Below are 19,104 nucleotides of genomic sequence, written 5' to 3'. Positions count from 1 at the left end.
AACAGGAGCGTGTCCGTCGCACTTGCTGCATGGCTGGAATGGCCGTAACTTTGATGATGCAACAAGGCGGCTTTTCAGACGCCGGGTATGACTGCGGAGACTGAATGCGTATTCTGTTGACTGGCGGCTGCGGATTCATCGGATCGGCCGTCGTGCGCCACCTGATTGGCGCTACAGCGCATCAGGTTCTTAACGTCGACGCCATGACCTATGCGGCGTCGTCAGAGACGGTCGAAGCTGTTTCCGGATCGGACCGGTACCGCTTCGCCCATGTCGATATTGCCGACGGCGCCGCGCTTGATGGTCTGTTCACGTCGTTCGAGCCGGACGCGGTGATGCATTTGGCCGCGGAGAGCCATGTGGACAGGTCGATCGACGGTCCCGGCGTGTTCATCCAGACCAATGTCGTTGGCACATACACGCTGCTTGAATCTGCTCGGAAATACTGGATGAAGCTTTCCGGCGAGGCGCGGAAGACGTTCCGCTTCCATCATATCTCCACGGACGAAGTGTTTGGCGCTCTGGAACACGGAGATCCGCCATTTACGGAAACCACTCCTTACGATCCGCGCAGTCCGTACTCCGCATCGAAGGCGGCGTCCGATCATCTGGTGCGCGCCTGGTTCCACACTTACGGGCTGCCGACTTTCGTGACCAACACGACGAATAACTACGGCGTCTGGCATTTTCCCGAGAAGCTCATTCCGCTGGTGACCATTAACGCCATCGAGGGGAAGGAACTGCCGGTCTACGGCAAGGGCGACAACATCCGCGACTGGCTGTTCGTCGAGGACCACGCAGAAGCGCTGGTCAAGGCTGTGGAGCGCGGCGAACCGGGCGAAACCTACGCGATCGGCGCACGGCAACCGCGCACCAATCTGGACGTGGTCAAGACGATCTGCTCAGTCCTTGACGAGCTTGCGCCGGATGCGGCGGGACCCCGCGAGCGCCTGATCCGTTACGTTGCGGATCGCCCAGGTCACGATTTCAAATACGAAATCGATCCTACGCACGCGGAAACGGCTCTGGGCTGGAAAGCGAAGCACGATTTCGAGTCTGGCATTCGCCGCACGGTCCAGTGGTATCTGGATAATCGTGGGTGGTGGGAGGCTATTCGCGCCCGGCGCTACACTGGCCAACGCCTGGGCCAGGGTTAACGAACCAACTCCTCACAAGGTAAATCAGGCATGACCATTCACCAGCAACCCACTGTAAAGACTAACATGAAGGGCATCCTGTTGGCGGGTGGCTCCGGAACGCGCCTGTATCCGATGACGCTGGCTGCGAGCAAACAGCTCCTCCCGGTTTATGACAAGCCAATGGTTTACTACCCTCTGACCACGCTCATGCTCGCGGGCATTCGCGATATCATGATCATTTCGACGCCCGCGGACCTGCCGCAGTTCAGGCGTCTTCTTGGCGATGGTTCGCAGTTTGGCGTCACCTTCGAGTATCGCGAACAGCCCAGCCCCGACGGAATCGCGCAGGCGTTTCTGATCGCGGGAGACTGGCTGGACGGCTGCCCGTGCGGCCTTGCGCTTGGCGATAATCTTATTTTCGCCGATCACCTGTCGGTTTCATTGCGCGCCGCCGCCACCCGACCTGAAGGCGCGACGGTGTTCGCGTATCAGGTGCGCGATCCGGAGCGTTACGGAGTCGTATCGTTCGACGAGACAGGGCGCGCGCTGTCGGTCGAAGAGAAGCCGGCCAATCCGCAGTCGAACTGGGCCATCACTGGTCTTTATTTCTACGACCACCGAGTGCTCGATTTCGCAAAGGCGGTGAAGCCTTCTGCGCGCGGCGAACTGGAAATCACGGACCTGAATCGTTTCTATCTGGAAGAGGGGTCGCTGCGCGTAGATCGTCTGGGGCGTGGGTGTGCGTGGCTGGACGCCGGATTGCCGGAAAGCCTTATGCAGGCAGGTCAGTTTGTGCACACCATTCAGGCGCGTCAGGGCATGCTGGTCGGATCGCCGGAAGAAGTCGCGTTCCGGATGGGATATATCTCGGTGGATCAACTGCGAACGCAGGCGGGGCGCATGGGAAAAACGGAACTCGGACGCCTTCTGCTTGAGTTGGCGAATCACGCCTGACCGGTTGATGTCGTAACGAATATTGCGGTCGTCAGTGCAAAATGAGGCGCCGCTCAGGGCGCCTTTTATTGGAGTGAGGTCATGAAAGTCGAACGTCTGGCGATTCCGGAAGTCATTCTGGTGACCCCGCCCCGGTTTTCGGACAGCCGCGGCTTTTTCTCGGAAACCTACAACGCTCAACGCATGGGCGATGCTGGAATCGACCTGCCGTTTGTGCAGGACAACCAGAGCCTGTCCCGCCAGAAAGGCGTCGTGCGCGGGCTTCATTGTCAGCTCGCCCCGCATGCGCAAGGAAAGCTCGTTCGCTGCACGAAGGGCGCGATATGGGATGTCGCGGTCGATGCGCGCACCGGATCGCCGACTTACGGCAAGTGGGTGGCGGCGGAGTTGTCGGCAGAGAACTGGTCCCAGCTCTGGATTCCGCCGGGTTTTCTGCATGGCTTCTGCACGCTCGTCGAGGATAGCGAGGTTCAGTACAAATGCACGGCGCTCTACGCCAAGGATTGCGAGCGGGCCGTGATCTGGAACAGTGCGGAGCTGGGCATAGAGTGGCCGATCAGGGCCGAAGACGCCGTGCTGTCTGACAAGGATGTCGTCGCGCCTGAATTCTCAGCGGCGAAGGGATGGTTCCACTACTCATGAGTATCGTCATGGATCCTTCGCGTCCCATTCTCGTCACAGGCGGCGGCGGTCAGCTCGCGACCTCGCTCTCGAATCTCGGTGGCCAGCGCGTCCACAGGGTCGGGCGCCCCGATTTTGATTTTGAGCGCCCGGAGACGATCGAGGGCCTCCTCGATGCGGTCAAGCCTGCCGCGGTGGTGAATGCGGCGGCCTGGACGGCGGTGGATCTTGCGGAGACGGAGGTCTCGGGGGCGGAAGCCGCCAATCGTGACGGCCCGGCCCTGCTGGCTGCGGCCTGCGCCGCGCGTGGCCTGCCTTTCATTCACGTTTCCACGGACTACGTGTTTTCGGGAGATAAGGGCTCGCCCTATCTGGAAACGGATCCTGTCAGCCCTGCTACCGTTTACGGCCGGACGAAGGCCGAAGGCGAGGAGCTGGTGATGCAGGCGGATCCGCAGGCCATCATCCTGCGGACTTCATGGGTTTACTCCGCGCACGGCAAGAACTTCGTTCGCACTATGATCAACGCCGGAGCAAAAAACCCCGCTCTGAAAGTGGTGGGTGACCAGCGTGGCAATCCCACGAGTTCAGATGATCTCGCTGCGGCGATTCTGACCATTCTGGCGCTGATCGAGCGTGATGGATGGAAAGACGACTATGCGGGCGTGTACCACGCCTGCGGCACGGGCGAGGCGACATGGCACCAGTTGGCTGTGTTCGCGCTTCAGGAAGCGTCCTCGCACGGGCAGGCCATGCCGGAGGTGGCCGCGATCTCGACAAGCGACTGGCCCACCCCGGCAAAACGCCCAGCCGATTCGCGTATGGATAACGGCAAGCTGGCCAGCGTTTTCGGCGTTTCGATGCCGGAATGGCGCGCGAGCGTATCCGCGGTCGTCGCAACGCTTTTCGCCCGGCCCACAGGCTGAAGGCCGACGTGGGGGACGATATGGGAGAGGCCGTATCGTCCGTTAATAAAGCGGCGTGGAAACCCAGGGTAATCCAGGCGACACGTGATCCCCGGAGCGTACATGTCGCCATCCTCCTGTCGCTCTATAACGGCGAAGCTTTTCTGAACCGGCAACTGGATTCGTTCATCGAGCAGACGCACGGCGACTGGACGCTGTACTGGCGCGACGATGGGTCTACCGATTCATCGCGCGCGATCATGCTGTCTTTTCAAGCGAACCGCGGCGCGGGTCGTTGCGTGGAGATCGATGTCGGCTCAGGCGAGCGGGTGGGCGTTATGGACTCATACGTGCGTCTGCTCGAGGCGGCTCCCGCTGGAGGCGTCATTGCGTTTGCAGATCAGGACGACGTCTGGTTGCCGGAAAAGGTGGCGCGCGGGGTGGACGGGCTCTCGCGAGCGTCGGACGATGCCCCAAGGCTTTATTGCGCGCGTCAGATACTCACGGATCGGGCTTTGAAAGAGATCGCATTGTCCCCCGTCATTCCACAGCCGTTCGGCGTGTTGACTGCGCTGGCGCAGAACATCGCAACCGGATGCACGGTGATGATGAATGATCGGGCTCGTCGGTTGCTTACGGAAATGCAGCCTGCGCCGCCGTTCATTATGCATGACTGGTGGGCGTATCTGGTGGTCACAGCCGCAGGCGGCACGGTCGAGATTGATCAGAGTCCGGTCATTTTATACCGCCAGCACGGTCAGAATGCCGTAGGCGCGCCGTCCTCCTGGCGCCGCCGCGCTTGTGCGGCTATCCGGCGGGGTCCCGGGGCGTTCATGGACATCTTTCGCTCCAACCTTTCGTATCTGCTGGAGCATCGGAAGTTTCTGGACCCCCATGTTGTGGCGATTCTGGCTGCCGTGCAGAACGGGCTGGGCAGCGGGAAACTGACGCGCTGGCGTTTACTCCGTCGGTTTCCGCATCTCACAAGGGCGTCGCTCAGCGAGCGGGTGTTGTTTCGCCTCTGGTTCGTCATAGGGTAGTCGAGGCTGGAACATTCGGTTTTGTATGGCGGCAAGGGTTGCGAACGCGTGCGGCTATGATGCTTTGTACGCTGGCGAGGTTGGTTTGGAAAGGAAGAGGAGCGCCGCGCGGTTCCTTCTGCGTTTATCTCGATTTGGAGCTTTGTCACCGCGCGTCGACTCAATGAAAAAGCTCTGGCTGGTTAATTTTTTGGGCATCGTCATTCGTTCAAACAATCCCGTCTGAAGGGGGTACGCTCTCACCAGCGCGGTGCCGCCATTTTTTTGACGCGTGACTGACGATCGCGCGTCATCACTGGAGATTGAGCATGTTTTTGGCTCACAAGGCGGGACAGCCCGCGCGAACAGTCGCGAACGAGGAAGATGCGCGGGACGCCGATTGGCTCGATCTCGTGGACCCTACCCCAGCCGAACACGCTCTGGCGTCCCGCATCGCCGGCGTCGCCATCCCGGAGAGAAGCAATCTGGAAGAAATCGAGAGCTCATCGCGGTTATTCACCCGCGATGAAGCGGTTTACATGTCGACGCCACTTGTGCGGCGAACCGACACCGAATTCTATTCGTCGCCCATAGGATTTGTTCTTCTTAAAAATATACTGGTTACAATAAGATTTCTAGATTACGCCTCGTTCGACGTCGTCGCCCGCCAGGTGTCGGGCTCGTCCAGAAAGCCTGCCGGGGACGAATTGATGGTGATGCTCATGGAGGCGATCGTTGATCGACTCGCTGACGCTCTGGAGCATGTGACGCAGTCGCTCAGCCGCTTATCACGCGACGTTTTTACCGGAAAACGTCCGCGAGCCGGGCGGATGGCGGCATGGCAGCGGGAAATTCTGCGGCGCGTCGGTCATTCCGAGGATCTGTCATCACTTATCCGTGACAGTTTAATGGGCCTGGATCGTATAGCGATCTTTATCAGTGAAAGCGCCAAGGATGTGTTGTCCGACCCGCTGAAAACGCGGATGGCCACGGTGAATCGTGATATCAGCTCGTTGAATGACTTCGTCGCCCAGTTGGCGAACAAGGTGCAGTTTCTTCTCGATGCGGCTTTGGGATTCATCAGCATCGAACAGAATGATGGCATGAAAATTCTTACAGTCGTAAGCTTTATCGGCGTCGCTCCGACGCTTGTCGCTGGCGTGTACGGTATGAATTTCAAGGATATCCCAGAGCTTCAGTGGAGCTTCGGGTATTGGTACGCGTTGGGGCTGATGGCGGCGTCGATCGTTGTTCCCTTGTTGTGGTTCTGGCGACGTGGATGGCTGGGAGGAGTCAGGTGATGGCGTTTGGTCGTCTTGCGGGAAGATGGCGCCAGGTAACGGCTTTAATTTTTTCCGCATGCGCGTTTGGCGCTCTTGCCCCGGCTGCGAGTGCGGCGGAGAGCGCCTCGGACGCGCAGCGCGTCGTTGACCGGATGGGAGCTGAGCCCTGGCGTTATGGCGGCGCCTCGCCGGATGGACGGGCGCGGGTCGTCGTGGGATTGCGGCGTGACGGGGAGGACGGCGTCGTGGGCGAGTACGCGGTGCTGGATCGCAGGCTGCGTCCTCTAGCCTATGGAAGCGTTACGGGATCGTTTGAGATGCCGTCAGCTGCGGGACTGTCCGTCAGTTGCCGCATGGTTGTGACGTTGCCTGATCGTGTGCTGACGCTTTCGGGAACCTGCGCTCCACGGAGTCTTTCCGGGTCAATCGAAGTGAGGCGAACGCCAAAACTTCTTACGCAGCAGGTGCAAAATTTTGTCTCTCCTGATATGTCGGTGGCGCAGTACTGGTTAACCGCTCGTGGGTTTCAGGAGGCGTTTTCTTTGTCACGAGGCCTTTAATTTTCTATAAGATACTCGTTATCGTCGCCGACGTGAGGATTTCGTCGCTCTCGCTGCAAATTCGAGCCTGACAAATTCGAATTTCGAGCGACAATTTTTTCTTGACATGATGGCGATGCGCGACTACCGACAGCGCCACCGCTGACGGGGCCTCCGTCAAGCGCGTTCCTCCATCAAGACCCCGCTTCCAAGGGGGCGCGCCGAATGCGCGCCGTCCAGCCTGTATCGCATTGATATTGGGCAATGGGCGCCTTGATCCTCCCAAGTTTCTGCTTGCCACATCAAGGCGCGGCGCAAATGCATCTTTCTGAACTCAAGGCCAAGACACCGGCTGACCTGCTCTCTTATGCCGAGAGCCAGAACATCGAGAACGCGTCCTCGCTGCGTAAGCAGGAGTTGATGTTCGCGATTCTCAAGGCTCTGGCCGACAACGATCAAGCGATCTACGGCGAAGGCACGCTCGAAATCCTCCCCGACGGTTTCGGCTACCTGCGTTCGCCCGAGGCGAACTACCTGCCAGGGCCTGATGATATCTACATATCCCCTGTACAGGTGCGGCGCTTCGGCCTGCGAACCGGCGACACGGTTGAGGGGCAGATCCGCGCCCCGCGTGACGGAGAGCGCTATTTCTCGTTGCTCAAGGTCAACACGATCAATTTTGAGGCCCCCGATGCGATTCGCCATCGCATCAATTTCGACAACCTGACGCCGCTCTATCCTGAGCGTCGCCTGCAGATGGAGATCGAGGGGCAGACACCTCCCGAGCCTGAAACCGGCGGAAAGGGCAAGAAAGGCCAGACGCGCGACTTCACGCCGCGCGTGATCGACCTCGTCTCCCCGATCGGCATGGGGCAGCGTGCGCTCATCGTGGCGCCGCCGCGCACAGGCAAGACGGTGATGCTCCAAAGCATCGCAGCGTCGATCTCGGCCAATCATCCTGAAGTCTTCCTGATCGTTCTTCTGATCGACGAGCGTCCGGAAGAAGTCACCGATATGGCCCGCTCGGTTCGTGGCGAAGTCGTCGCCTCCACCTTCGATGAGCCCGCGACGCGCCACGTGCAGGTCACGGAGATGGTTCTTGAGAAGGCCAAGCGTCTCGTCGAGCACAAGCGCGATGTTGTGATCCTTCTCGACTCGATTACGCGCCTCGCCCGCGCCTACAACACCGTCGTTCCTTCATCGGGCAAGGTGCTGACCGGCGGTGTGGACGCCAACGCGCTGCAGCGCCCGAAGCGCTTCTTCGGCGCCGCGCGCAACATCGAAGAAGGCGGATCGCTGACAATCATCGCCACTGCGCTGATCGACACGGGTTCGCGCATGGACGAGGTGATTTTCGAAGAGTTCAAAGGCACCGGCAACTCGGAGCTCATTCTCGATCGCAAGCTCGCCGACAAACGCACCTTCCCGGCGATCGACATCACCAAGAGTGGCACGCGTAAGGAGGAGCTCCTTGTTGATCGCGCCACCTTGTCGAAGATGTGGGTCCTGCGCCGTATCCTCGCTCCGATGGGCACGATGGACGCGATGGACTTCCTGCTCGACAAGCTCAAATACAGCAAGTCGAACAATGATTTCTTCGAGGCGATGAACAACTGATCGGTATGATCGGTTGTTTTCTAAAGCCGGGCTTCGCCCGGCTTTTTTTATGCTTGATAGCGTCGGCGTGCGTGGAACTGGTTACATGCCAGTCGAAGCTCTGCTTTTTATCTTCGATGGCGAGATGCTGACGCCAAAGGAGTTGCTCAACTCAAGGTGCAGAGATTGATAAAAAAGATCAATCGGAGGCCTTGAGTTCATCACGAATGGGAGCGTGATTGAGCAATGCCGCCAGGACCGTGCCGCCGGCAGTGTTGCCGAGTAATGTCGGAATCATAAAACGGAAGAAATAATCAGTAATACTCGCGTGGCCAGACGCGACGCCGAAGAATGCTTCGGCGGAGCCAGCGATGATGTGTGGCGTCCCAAGGAGAGCCACCAGCGTCGTCAACAAGACAATAATAAAAGGCTTGGTTACGCCCGCTGCGGGCAACAGCCAGACCATAAGCCCGATAATCCACCCTGCGATCAAGGCTAGTCCGAAGGTGTGACCGAAACTGTGCGCCATGGTTGATTGTGAGAGTTCTAACATGGCGGCGCGCGTCGCGTCAGGAAACAGATTTGTGCGGGCGGACACCCAGCCCCACAGCAGTGTAGGCACAAGATTGGCTACGAGCACTGCTGCCCACACACGCAAAGTCTGCTGCGCCAGGGCTAGGCTGCGCTGGCCAAGCAACGGGATCAACGCAGTCAGAGTGGTTTCCGTAAAAAGTTGCTGCTGGCCTAAAATGACGATCAAAAATCCGATACTATAACCAAAGCTTGCGAGAAGGGGCGACCAGGAAGCCTGCGGGAGATGGCTTGATATTGTCGCCTCGGTGAGGAACGAAAAGCCGACGGAAAGCCCCGCAGCAAGGCCGGACCATACGAGTCCTGGTAATGTGCGTTCGAGTTCTTCCATGCCCTGGGCATGGATAATCTCATGTATGACCAGAGGGCCAATTGGCGCACGCTGTTCGGCTTGCTTTTTCTCTCGCTCGTCGAGGTGAGGGGAATCGTACCCCCCGCCTTTCTGACCGTGTGCAGGTGCTTCGTTGTTGCCCATCGTCTCGCCTCAACGTCGTATTCGGTGTCTCGTTCCCTGGCGTGTGAGGCCGATGCATAATTCAATTTTTGCGCGAAGAGTTCATTCGAAGGAATTCAAGGCGACTGAGCGGTCTATCAATACCGTTCGTTGAACGCGCTCTTGGAAACGTCTGATCCTTGGCAGTCCAGGGCGTTGAAGAGTTCGATCGGACGGTAGGATACGTATCTTGTATTGCTGAGGCGGTTCTGTTGAGCGGCTGTAGGAGGGAGAAGCGTTAATTTTGGAATGGGACATGCTCAAGTAAATGATATTTTTATACTTATGTCTGGAAAAGAGAAGCGCTTGTTCTATTTTTAAAAAATCATGAGGAGATTCGTATCTTCGCGCAAAAAACCGACGCTTTCCTTGAAATCAAAACCCTTGGCGGGGCGTGACCGGCCCTTGAGAGTTCCATGATTTTACTCGGATCCCAGATGGACCACGCCGCGCGCCGCCGCCAGACGGGTCTGGCGCTCGCGTTCGGCATAGCGTCGACGTTGGGCCTCGCTGCGTTCGTTATGGCAGGATGGGCAACTGACGCCGTCCTGAAACAGTGGCGACTCCCTGTCGGCTACGCTGATTGGCGCGCGGCAGGCGTGGCAGACGTCATAGCGGCCGGGAGCCAGGCCGTGAGTGACGGTCACGCGCTGATCGAAGACGAAACATTCGCCGCGCCACAGACTGTCTTCCTCAGGAACGGTTTCCAGATATTTCAGGATGCCGCCCTTGAGGTGATAGACTGCATCAATTCCTTCAGATTTTACGAACGCCGTCGCCTTTTCGCACCTGATCCCGCCGGTACAGAACATGGCGATTTTAGGGGTGCGACCCTCCGCTAGTAAAGATTCACGCTTTTCCTGAAACCATGCAGGAAAATCGCGGAACGTTTGGATATTTGGATCTATCGCGCCTTCGAACGTGCCGACCGCGACCTCGTAGTCGTTGCGCGTGTCGATCAGGATCGTGTCAGGATCGCGGATCAGGGCGTTCCAGCCTGCAGGTTCTATGTAATCGCCAGCGTCGGTCCGTGGGTCGAGGTCCGGCACGCCCATCGTTACGATTTCACGCTTGATCCGCACTTTCATGCGGAGAAACGGCATCGTGGCGGCGCGCGACTCTTTTACGTCGAGTTCGGCGCAGCCGGGCAGGGAACGGATATAGGCCAGCACCCTCTCAATGCCGTCGTCCGTGCCTGCGATGGTGCCATTCACACCCTCGTGCGCCAACAGCAAAATGCCTTTTACGCCCTGCGAGCAACAGAGTGTAGCAAGAGGCGCTTTCAGGGCTTCGCAATTCTCGAATGGCGTGAAGCGGTACAGCGCCGCCACGCGCACGGGCAGAGGCGACGATGCGTCGGTGGGGGGATGCCGGGCGGTCATGACGTCTCCATCTCGGCGCGGTAGGCGTCCAGCACAGCGGTGGTGGGGCCGTCCATGCGAATGCGCCCGCTCTCCAGCCAGATAATACGCGTGCACCATGTCTCCAGCACGTTCAGCGCGTGGGAGGTGATGACGAGAATGTCAGCGCCCTCCACCACGGCGGAGAGACGGTCTTTCGCCTTGTCCTGAAACTTTGCGTCTCCGGCCATGAACCATTCGTCCATCAGCAGGATGTTCGGCGCGATCGCCGTCGCCAGCGCAAAGCCCAGCCGGATCGCCATGCCGGAGGAATACAGCCTGACGGGAAGGTCGAGGAACTCGCCAAGCTGGGCGAACGCCTCGACGTCCTTTTCGAGTTGACGCAACTGCGCGGTGCGAAGGCCCTTGTGTCTGGCCTGCAACTGAATGTTCTCGCGGCCTGTCAGTTCGCGGTTCATGCCGGAATTCGTGTCGATCAGAGTTTCGACTGAGCCTTTGACCGTCACCATGCCCGGCACGGCTTCGTAGATGCCGCCTAACGCACGCAGCAGCGTGGACTTGCCCGCGCCATTATGGCCGATCAATCCGACACGTTCGCCGGGACGAATGGTGAAGGAGACGTCCACCAGCGCACGCACGCGCACGACGCCCGTGTCATTGGGGTCGATCTCGACCTCGCCGCCGGTACGGGCCGCGCGGGTTTTGGCGATTGGCGCGCGTGCGCGGCGAAACAGCGTTTTCTTCAGTGATCGGGCGCCGCCGTGAAAGATCGGAAAATCGAGGGTCAGGTGGTTCACCCGGATCAGGGCTTCCCCCTTGCGGCTAACGGCGTTCCCGGTGCGCCCCGGCTTCGAACCGTCCTCTGCGGGTGTGTGCGTCAGAGAGTCTGCTCGCGTTGCGTCTGGCTTCGTTGCGTCCGTCCCTGCTGGTTTCGGGCTGATGAGATCGGATGTCATGGCTCAGATCCAGAACGCAAGGCGTGCGCGCGAACGGGAAAACACCAGCAGTCCAGCGGCCCACATCGTCATGCTGACGCCCAGAGCCACAGCCCAGATCGTCAGAGACGGCGCCGAGCCGGTCAACGGCGCGCGCACGATTTCCAGCAACGAATAGAACGGGTTGAAAATCAGCCAGCGGCCACGCGCGCCAAGCTGCTGGACGTTCCAGATGATTGGCGTGACGTAGAAGGCGATCTGAATGGCGCTGCTGATGATTTGCGGCACATCGCGAAAGCGGGCGCAGAGCGAGCCAAGCAGTAAAGCGAAGGCGAAGGCGTTGAGCGCCCAGATCACAAGAGCTGGAAGGGCCAGCAAGCCGACGAAGCCGGGGAGCAGGCCGAAAATGGCGTAGACGCCGATCGGCACGACGATGTTGTAGCTGAACGTCAATCCGCTGCGCACCAGCATGCGTAGCGCCTGAAGCGAGAACGGCAGGCGCATCGAACGAATCGAATCAGCCGCGCGGGTGAAGCAGCCGCATGCGTCCTGCGTCACGCCAGCCACGCCGACCTGCCAGAGGATCATCGAGATCGACAGGTAAGGGAGATAGTCGCGCAGGACGAGATGAAACAGGCGGCTGTATATGCCGCCCATCGCGCCCACCATGATCGCGCTAGACAACGTGAGCCAGAGCGGGCCAACGGATGAACCGCGAAACTGTAACTTGATGTCGAGCCAGCCCAGTGCGACGGCCAGACGCCAAAGGCGCAGGCCCCGGCCGATGTCCTCCAACGCGATCAGGATGCGGGAGCGCCAGATCACGGGCTCCGCGTCTTCGTCATGGTCCGCTGCCGCCGTGAGGAGATCGCTGACGACGAAATCCGCACGATCCGCGAGGGCCTGCGTCGCGTCATGCTCGTGCGTCAGGACGTCGGTGTGACCGTTGGGGACGTTCATGATCCGACCGCGTAGCCCATAAGCCACGACCCGGGCAACCGTGAGCGCGTCTGGAGGGCCTGGTGCCGTCGCCATGCTCGCCGTGTCGCCATCATGGCGACACAATGCCTCGCCAACCTCCACAATGTCCGCTTCAGAAATACTTTTGCAGACAAAATGCGTGCATTCGAAAGATTTGGACGATATTGCTCTGACTCGAAGTGAACTGAATCAGGCGACGACCGAATTGTTGACGGAACGAGCATATTCATGACCGACTTGCGTAAGGCGACCATGATCGCGTCGTTCTCTTCTGGTTCATCGCCATCGCCTCAATCCGACGCCCCTCCGCTGAATCGACGTGGTTTCGTCGGAGCGGCGCGCGTGGCGGCAGCTACGGGGCTGCTCGCTCTTCTCTCCGCTTGCGCCGGGCAGGCGCCGTCAAACGAGATGACCGTCTCCGTAGCGCAGGAAGAAGCGCATTACCGCGCGCACGCCAAATCCTACTACGCGCCTCCCGGACCGCCGGAAGATCCGTGGGGGCCGTATATCGTCGAGGCCGCCAAGCGCTTCGACGTGCCGGAGCAATGGATTCGTGCCGTGATGGATCGGGAGTCAGGCGGGCGACTCTATCACAACGGATCGCTTGTCACGTCCGCTCCGGGCGCCATGGGGCTGATGCAGCTCATGCCGCCGACCTATGACGAGATGAAAGAGGCCTACAATCTCGGGGACGACCCCTACGATCCGCATGACAGCATTCAGGCTGGCGCGGCCTATATCCGGGAAATGTATGACATCTACGGGTCGCCGGGGTTTCTGGCTGCGTACAACGCCGGGCCCGGGCGGCTCGAAGATTTCCTGTCACGCAATCGTACGCTGCCGCGCGAGACACGTAATTACGTGTCGGCGATCGGCCGCCAGATCGCGGGCATAACGCCCAATAACCGCTCGCAGGCCGATCTTCTGGTCGCGAGCCACGAATCGTCGGCGAACGTAGCCTACGCTTCGGCTGCCATGCCGTCCGGCGAGGCGCAGGCCGTGCGTTCCGCTTGGGCGCATCGCGAAGAGAATCAGAACGACGGCGGCGACAACGCCGATCAGCCCGTGCAGGTGGCGGAGGCCCCGGCCGACAACGCACCCGCAGCGGCTGCGCCAGCTTACACTCATGCGTGGACGCCGGTTTCGCGAAACCCGGATTCGCCGCAGGCGGTGAACGCAGTGTGGGCGGCTCGATTGAAAAATCAGGGGGCGTCCCCTGCCGCCGCCAGCGTGCAGGTTGCGTCCGCTGACGCGGCTTCGCCAGCCGCTGCGCCCGCCAGTGATACGCCCGCCACGCCTGAACCTGCACCGCAGGCGGCCCCGGTCGTCGAACGGCCCGGCCGCCGTTTCCAGCTTGTCAGTCCGGCTATGGCCGAGCCCGCCCCCCTGCTGTCCCGTTCCGCACGTTCGGTGGGGTCGCGTGGGGCCGGAGTCGTGGTGGACGCCGATCGTAGCTGGGCCGTTCAGGTCGGGGCGTTCACGACCTCGGCGATGGCGGAGCAAGCCGCGAGCCATGCCCGCAGCCACGCCAGCACCCTGTCCGGCGCTCGCTCACAGGTGGCGAGCGTCAAGGCGCCGCGCGGGCAGCTCTACCGCGCTCGCCTTGTCGGGCTGACGCGGGCTGACGCGCTCGCCGCCTGCCGTCGATTGGACGCCAGTTCTGGAAATTGCGTGGTGGTTTCCCCAGATTCCGCTCGGTAAGTGGAGCCGCGTTGAACAAGACCGCTCGCAAGAGGGCAGGTGTCAGCGTATCAGCGTCTTGAAGCGTTTCCATACGCGGCTCTCAGAGAAAACCTTCTGGAAGCACGACGGGTCGAGACTCGTCATGGGTTTGGCGAAAAGCTGACGCAGCCTTTGCCAAACATTGGTTATCAGGCGCTTGAGCCAGTTAAAGCGGGGCGCGAGTTCCGGGCAGTTCTTGTTTCGCTCTGATGCTGAACACGGAAGACGTGATCTGCACCATCGCTCTCGCCTCCCCGAGTTCTACTCCGAAAACCGGAGCGAGTCGCCTCCGCCGCTGACGCCTTGACGGGATCTCTCCCATAGCGAAGCGCGATGCAGGCGTATTTCACTATGCTCAAGGCGCCGCTTGTCGTTCACGCCTCGCGGGAGCAAGCTTCACTGATCCGGATCGGTCAGGGCTTCACAGCCGGTCTCTCCAACAACGAAAGCGTCTCCATGCTCCGTCGCGCAGCTTCCGTCCTGCTCCCGCTGGCGCTCGCCGCCGGTTTCGCGCCCACGGCGCACGCCGCGTTGCCCGTCGGCCACGCAGCGCCGCCCATATCCCTGCAAGCCAGCATGGGGGGGAAGGAATTCAGCTTCTCTCTGGCCGACGCGCTGAAAAAAGGGCCGGTGGTCGTGTATTTCTATCCGGCCGCATTTACGCCAGGCTGCACCATCGAGGCGCACGACTTCGCGGACGCGATGGACGATTTCCACGCGCTTGGCGCGACTGTCATAGGCGTTTCGATGGACCCCATCGACAAGCTCGACAAATTCTCGGTCAGCGAGTGCCGAAGCCGCTTCGCGGTTGCCGCTGATACGGACGGCGCGGTGGCGAGCGCATATGACGCGAAGATGGCGCTGAAGGCTCACGCGACGCGCACGTCGTACGTTATCGCGCCAGACGGGCGTATCGTGATGAGCTACAGCGACAAGGCGCCAGACGAACACGTGACGCGCAGCCTCGCGGCGGTGCGGGCCCTGAAAGACGGTAAAAGCGGCTAGGAACCCGCTTCAGCCTGACGTCGATCCAGATGGATCAGCGTCAGCGCTGCGGCGCAGTCCCCAGTTGGTCTTGGTCCGCAGCCAGTCCAGCTCAACGACGAGGGCGAGGCGCCGCCCGGCGGGCGTATCCGAAGGCGGCTCCGCTTCGTCGCCTTCGATGAAGCCCCATTTGACCAGATCATCTCGAATCTTGGACGTGTCATAGACGTAGCCGTTGGTGACGATCGCCTTCAGCCGATGGACGATCTGCGCGAGCAAAAGCAGGTCGACGGCGTGTTTGTCGACGCAGATCTGGTGCTCGCGCAGCACGGCGGCTTCGGCGGCGAGGCGCGCTTCACGCTCGGTGACCAGAGGCTGGATGTCGTAGTCGAACATTCTGTAGCGTTCGGGGTCGCCGGTCTCGACCCAGCGTCGAGGGCCGGGGGCTTCGACGAGCCACGCCATAGCTTGAAATCTGACAGTGAGGTCTGGTGCGGCGAAAAGTGCTGTGGACGGGGCGTTCTGGTTCCGGTCGGTCATCTTGCCTTGCGAATCCTCCCTCACGCGTCAGTTACGCTGACACTCTCATGCCGTATCTTCACGATAGCGCCGTTAGTCTCATTTCGTAGACGAATTTTTGACTGCGGCAATGCGTTAACGCGACCTTTTCACCAAAGACATCATCGTTTCTTCATAACACTAGGCGCGGCAGGATGGCTTCGAGCCGTAAACGTCCGGCTGGCGTCGCGCATAACCGCCGGGCGTCGCCCGCGCCGATCATCTGCAGATAGCCTTCTTCCTCGCAGAACTTCAGGGTGTTCGCGTCGATGCAATCGCCAAGGATGAGGCCGGTGCGGCGCGCGAACCGTGTGGCGTTCACCCCTTCGGTCAGGCGCAGCCCCATCAGCAGCATCTCGCGCGCCCGGTCCTCGCGCGCGAGCAGGACTTCTTCCGTCTGTCCATCGCCGTCGCGCTCGACGCGCTCGGCCCATGGTTCCGGTGCGCGGTGGCGGCGTGTCGCCGCAAGACCTTTGGCGCGCGGCATCCGGCCATGTGCGCCGGGGCCAATGCCGATATAGTCGCCATAGCGCCAGTACGTCAGGTTGTGGCGGCTTTCCGCGCCCTGCGCCGCGTAGTTCGACACTTCGTAAGGGGCGAGGCCATGGCGTGCGGCGACGTTGGCGGTTTCCTCATAGAGCGCGGCCGCGAGGTCTTCGTCCGGCAGCGTCAGCGCGCCTTGCCTGTGCAGGACTTCGAAGCGGGTCCCGGTCTCGATGGTGAGTTGGTAGAGCGAGACGTGATCCGCGACCAGCGTCAGGGCGGTTTCCAGCTCTTCCCGCCATTGCGGCAGGGTCTGGCCGGATCGGGCGTAAATCAGGTCGAAGCTGACGCGCGGGAAGAGAGCACGTGCAAGCTCGAGCGCCTTGATTGCGTCCGACGCCGAATGTTCGCGCCCGAGCGCCGCCAGAGCGTCGTCGCACAGGGCCTGCACGCCGAGAGAGACGCGGTTGACGCCGGCGTCGCGAAACGCGCGCAGACGCGCGGCTTCGACGCTGGTCGGGTTGGCCTCAAGGGTAATTTCGATATCCGGCGTCGCGTCGAACAGGCGAAGCGCGTCCTCGATCAGGGCCGCGACGCCATCCGGCGGCATCAGAGACGGCGTGCCGCCGCCGAAAAAGATCGAACCAAGCCGTCGCCGCCCGGCCAGCGCGGCTTCACGAGCCAGCTCACGCCGCAGGGCGGCGACGAAACGCTCCGAGGGAATACGCTCTCGAACGTGGCTGTTGAAGTCGCAATAAGGGCATTTCGCGAGACAGAACGGCCAGTGGATATAGAGCGCGATCGGCTCGTCCGCTGCGTCGGTCGCTCCGGCGAACTGCGCGTTGGTCGGTAGGGTAGAGGTCGCGCTCAGATCGCCACCTTCACGCCGAGTTCGACGACGCGATCGGTCGGAATACGGAAGAATTCCGTGGCGGGAGTCGCGTTGCGCGCCATGAACAGGAACAGCGACATCCGCCAGCGCGAAATCTTGGTGACGGACGAACGGGCCAGCAACTCGCGCGAGATGAAATACGACGACTGCATGGGGTCGAAATCGATCCCGTTGGCCTTCAGTTCTTCAAGGGCGCGCGGGATGTTCGGCGTCTCCATGAAGCCGTAGCGGAGGATCACGCGGTACATGTCGTGCGCCAGTTCCTCGACGGCGACGCGATGGCCGCGATCGGCTTCCGGCTGTTCGAGGTTCTGCACCGTCACGAACAGGACGTGATCGTGCAGCACCTTGTTGTGCTTCAGGTTGTGCAGCAGGCAGGGGGGGACGAACTCCGGTGTGGCGGTCAGAAACACCGCCATTCCGGGCACGCGGATCGTGCGGGATTGCGGCAGCCGGGCGAGGAAGGAGCCCATCGGCAGGCTGTCCTGTCGCTGGCGCGCGACGATGAGGCTGCGCCCGCGCTTCCATGTGGTCATCATCAGCGTGAGCACGCCGCCCAGCATCAGCGGCACCCAGCCGCCGTCCGGGACCTTCAGCACGTTCGAGCTGAAAAACACGGCGTCGATGACAAGCAGCGGGACGAAGGTGGCGTACACCGCAGGCCGCGACCATTTGAACTGTCGGTGAAAGACCACGAAGCACAGCATGGTCGTGCAGATGAACGTGCCGGTCACCGCGATGCCGTAGGCGGCGGCCAGTCGGTCCGAACTGCGGAAGGCGAGCACCAGCAGCGTGGCGCCGATTGCGAGGAAGCGGTTGAAGTCGGGCAGGTAGATCTGCCCTTCCTCCTCGGCGTTCGTGTGGGTGATGCGCATGCGCGGCAGGTAGCCAAGCTGGATAAGCTGGCGGCAGACCTGAAAGCCGCCGGAGATGCCAGCCTGGCTGGCGATGACGGTCGCAAATGTGGAGAGTATGACGAGCGGCAGCCGAAGGGCGCTCGGAGCCATCATGAAGAACGGATTCGAAAGGGAGCCCGGATCGGCCATGATCAGCGCGCCCTGTCCCAGATAGTTCAGGGCCAGCATGGGCAGCACGAAGAAGTTCCAGGCGTACTGGATCGGCGCGCGGCCGAAATGCCCCATGTCGGCGTAGAGCGCCTCCGCGCCGGTCACACACAGCACGACCGAGCCGAGCGCCACGAATGATAGCGCGCCGTGATGGATAATGAACATTACCGCGTAATAAGGTGACATTGCGAACAGCACGCCAGGGTGATGCAGGATCTGCGACACCCCGAGCAGCCCGAGGGTCGCGAACCACAGGAGCATCACCGGCCCGAAGATGGTTCCCACCTTGCCTGTGCCAAGCCACTGCACGCTGAACAGCGCGATCAGGATGATCACTGAAGCGGGAAGAATGAATTCCTGTGCGGCGGGCAGGCTGACCTCGACGCCCTCAATCGCGGAGAGCACCGATATGGCGGGCGTTATGATGCCGTCGCCGAAAAACAGGCAGGCGCCGACGATGCCTGTCATCCCGAGCGCAAGACGCAGCTTCGGGCTGGTGGTGACGCGCTGAGCCAGCGAGCTGAGGGCCAGAATGCCGCCTTCGCCGTTATGGTCCGCGCGCATGACGAGAAGGACGTATTTGAGCGTAACGACGATCAGGAGTGTCCAGAAAATAAGACTTTCGACGCCCAGGACTTCAAAATCGCGGATCGGGTGGTGGCCGTTGACTGCTTCGATCGTCGACCGCAGGGCGTAAAGAGGACTCGTGCCGATGTCGCCGTAGACGACGCCGAGAACGCCCAGAAGCGCGGCGAAGCCGACCGGAGCCGCCGTGTGTTCGGGCTGGTCGGCGCCAAATTCGGTGATGCGCGCTGCTGTCTGAGCAGCCTTGGCCGTCGCCGTCTGGGACTCCGGGCCAGCGGCAGACCTGGAGTCCTGCTGGCCCGGTGTGTTGGTAGCGTCGGTCATGCGTAGTCAGACTCCTGAAGGACGGCTGAAGCCGCCCGGTCGGGGATGCGCAGAAAATGGGATGCGGTCGAA

17 protein-coding genes are annotated in these 19,104 nt (G+C 61.1%); 10 read left to right on the top strand and 7 right to left on the bottom strand.

Annotated elements, in window-relative coordinates:
• The first annotated feature begins 104 nt into the window (after positions 1-104).
• From rfbB to rho, 8 genes are all read left to right on the top strand, one after another.
• Positions 105-1,157: a dTDP-glucose 4,6-dehydratase gene (gene rfbB / locus G442_RS0108135; protein ID WP_026397599.1), complete on the top strand. Its 1,053-nt coding sequence runs from the start codon at positions 105-107 to the stop codon at positions 1,155-1,157.
• A 66-nt stretch (positions 1,158-1,223) separates the two neighbouring features.
• The gene (gene rfbA, locus G442_RS0108130) at positions 1,224-2,093 is read left to right on the top strand and encodes a glucose-1-phosphate thymidylyltransferase RfbA (protein ID WP_026397598.1); all 870 of its coding nucleotides are present in this window, start codon (positions 1,224-1,226) and stop codon (positions 2,091-2,093) included.
• A gap of 81 nt (positions 2,094-2,174) precedes the next feature.
• A complete protein-coding gene (gene rfbC, locus G442_RS0108125; RefSeq protein WP_026397597.1) occupies positions 2,175-2,735 on the top strand; it encodes a dTDP-4-dehydrorhamnose 3,5-epimerase in 561 nt (186 codons plus the stop codon).
• Positions 2,732-3,640, top strand: a complete 909-nt coding sequence (gene rfbD, locus G442_RS0108120; protein ID WP_026397596.1) for a dTDP-4-dehydrorhamnose reductase — start codon at positions 2,732-2,734, stop codon at positions 3,638-3,640. The genes rfbC and rfbD overlap by 4 nt, the downstream gene beginning before the upstream one ends.
• Positions 3,583-4,659, top strand: coding sequence for a glycosyltransferase family 2 protein (locus G442_RS0108115; RefSeq protein WP_246789365.1), 1,077 nt, complete (start codon positions 3,583-3,585; stop codon positions 4,657-4,659). The genes rfbD and G442_RS0108115 overlap by 58 nt, the downstream gene beginning before the upstream one ends.
• A 308-nt stretch (positions 4,660-4,967) precedes the next feature.
• Complete coding sequence (locus tag G442_RS0108105) at positions 4,968-5,939, top strand: magnesium transporter CorA family protein (protein ID WP_026397593.1); 972 nt, start codon at positions 4,968-4,970, stop codon at positions 5,937-5,939.
• The gene (locus G442_RS21415) at positions 5,939-6,481 is read left to right on the top strand and encodes a hypothetical protein (RefSeq protein WP_051292093.1); all 543 of its coding nucleotides are present in this window, start codon (positions 5,939-5,941) and stop codon (positions 6,479-6,481) included. The genes G442_RS0108105 and G442_RS21415 overlap by 1 nt, the downstream gene beginning before the upstream one ends.
• Positions 6,482-6,778: 297 nt before the next feature.
• Complete coding sequence (gene rho, locus G442_RS0108095) at positions 6,779-8,077, top strand: transcription termination factor Rho (protein ID WP_026397592.1); 1,299 nt, start codon at positions 6,779-6,781, stop codon at positions 8,075-8,077.
• 178 nt (positions 8,078-8,255) lie between these two features.
• On the opposite strand, the gene G442_RS21410 is transcribed toward rho, so the two are convergent.
• The 4 genes from G442_RS21410 to G442_RS0108075 all read right to left on the bottom strand — a co-directional run bounded on the left by G442_RS21410 (position 8,256) and on the right by G442_RS0108075 (position 12,471).
• Positions 8,256-9,122, bottom strand: coding sequence for a formate/nitrite transporter family protein (locus tag G442_RS21410; protein ID WP_035376333.1), 867 nt, complete (start codon positions 9,120-9,122; stop codon positions 8,256-8,258).
• 440 nt (positions 9,123-9,562) lie between these two features.
• Positions 9,563-10,522, bottom strand: coding sequence for an oxygen-dependent tRNA uridine(34) hydroxylase TrhO (gene trhO, locus G442_RS0108085; RefSeq protein WP_026397591.1), 960 nt, complete (start codon positions 10,520-10,522; stop codon positions 9,563-9,565).
• Positions 10,519-11,457 (bottom strand): ABC transporter ATP-binding protein, encoded by a 939-nt coding sequence (locus G442_RS0108080; protein WP_084440437.1) that lies wholly within the window; start codon positions 11,455-11,457, stop codon positions 10,519-10,521. Before G442_RS0108080 ends, trhO begins: the two co-directional genes overlap by 4 nt.
• Positions 11,458-11,460: 3 nt before the next feature.
• Complete coding sequence (locus G442_RS0108075; RefSeq protein ID WP_084440450.1) at positions 11,461-12,471, bottom strand: ABC transporter permease; 1,011 nt, start codon at positions 12,469-12,471, stop codon at positions 11,461-11,463.
• Positions 12,472-12,645: 174 nt separating this feature from the next.
• Here G442_RS0108075 and G442_RS0108065 point away from each other — a divergent pair, with 174 nt between their 5' ends.
• Together G442_RS0108065 and G442_RS0108055 are read left to right on the top strand one after the other, a co-directional pair.
• A complete protein-coding gene (locus G442_RS0108065) occupies positions 12,646-14,118 on the top strand; it encodes a lytic transglycosylase domain-containing protein (RefSeq protein WP_246789364.1) in 1,473 nt (490 codons plus the stop codon).
• Between the two features lie 477 nt (positions 14,119-14,595).
• Entirely contained in the window at positions 14,596-15,144 is a 549-nt protein-coding gene (locus G442_RS0108055; protein ID WP_035376384.1) for a peroxiredoxin, read from the top strand.
• A 9-nt stretch (positions 15,145-15,153) separates the two neighbouring features.
• Here G442_RS0108055 and G442_RS26130 read toward each other — a convergent pair whose 3' ends face one another.
• From G442_RS26130 to G442_RS0108040, 3 genes are all read right to left on the bottom strand, one after another.
• Positions 15,154-15,663: a hypothetical protein gene (locus G442_RS26130; protein WP_051292092.1), complete on the bottom strand. Its 510-nt coding sequence runs from the start codon at positions 15,661-15,663 to the stop codon at positions 15,154-15,156.
• 151 nt (positions 15,664-15,814) lie between these two features.
• Entirely contained in the window at positions 15,815-16,966 is a 1,152-nt protein-coding gene (hemW, locus tag G442_RS0108045; RefSeq protein WP_026397585.1) for a radical SAM family heme chaperone HemW, read from the bottom strand.
• A 65-nt stretch (positions 16,967-17,031) separates the two neighbouring features.
• Positions 17,032-19,032: a potassium transporter Kup gene (locus G442_RS0108040; RefSeq protein ID WP_026397584.1), complete on the bottom strand. Its 2,001-nt coding sequence runs from the start codon at positions 19,030-19,032 to the stop codon at positions 17,032-17,034.
• Positions 19,033-19,104 lie beyond the last annotated feature (72 nt).

The sequence above is a fragment of the Acetobacter nitrogenifigens DSM 23921 = NBRC 105050 genome, from assembly GCF_000429165.1.
GTDB lineage: Bacteria > Pseudomonadota > Alphaproteobacteria > Acetobacterales > Acetobacteraceae > Acetobacter > Acetobacter nitrogenifigens.
Note: the sequence above shows the minus strand (reverse complement) of the source record. Positions and strands in the feature narration are given on the sequence as shown.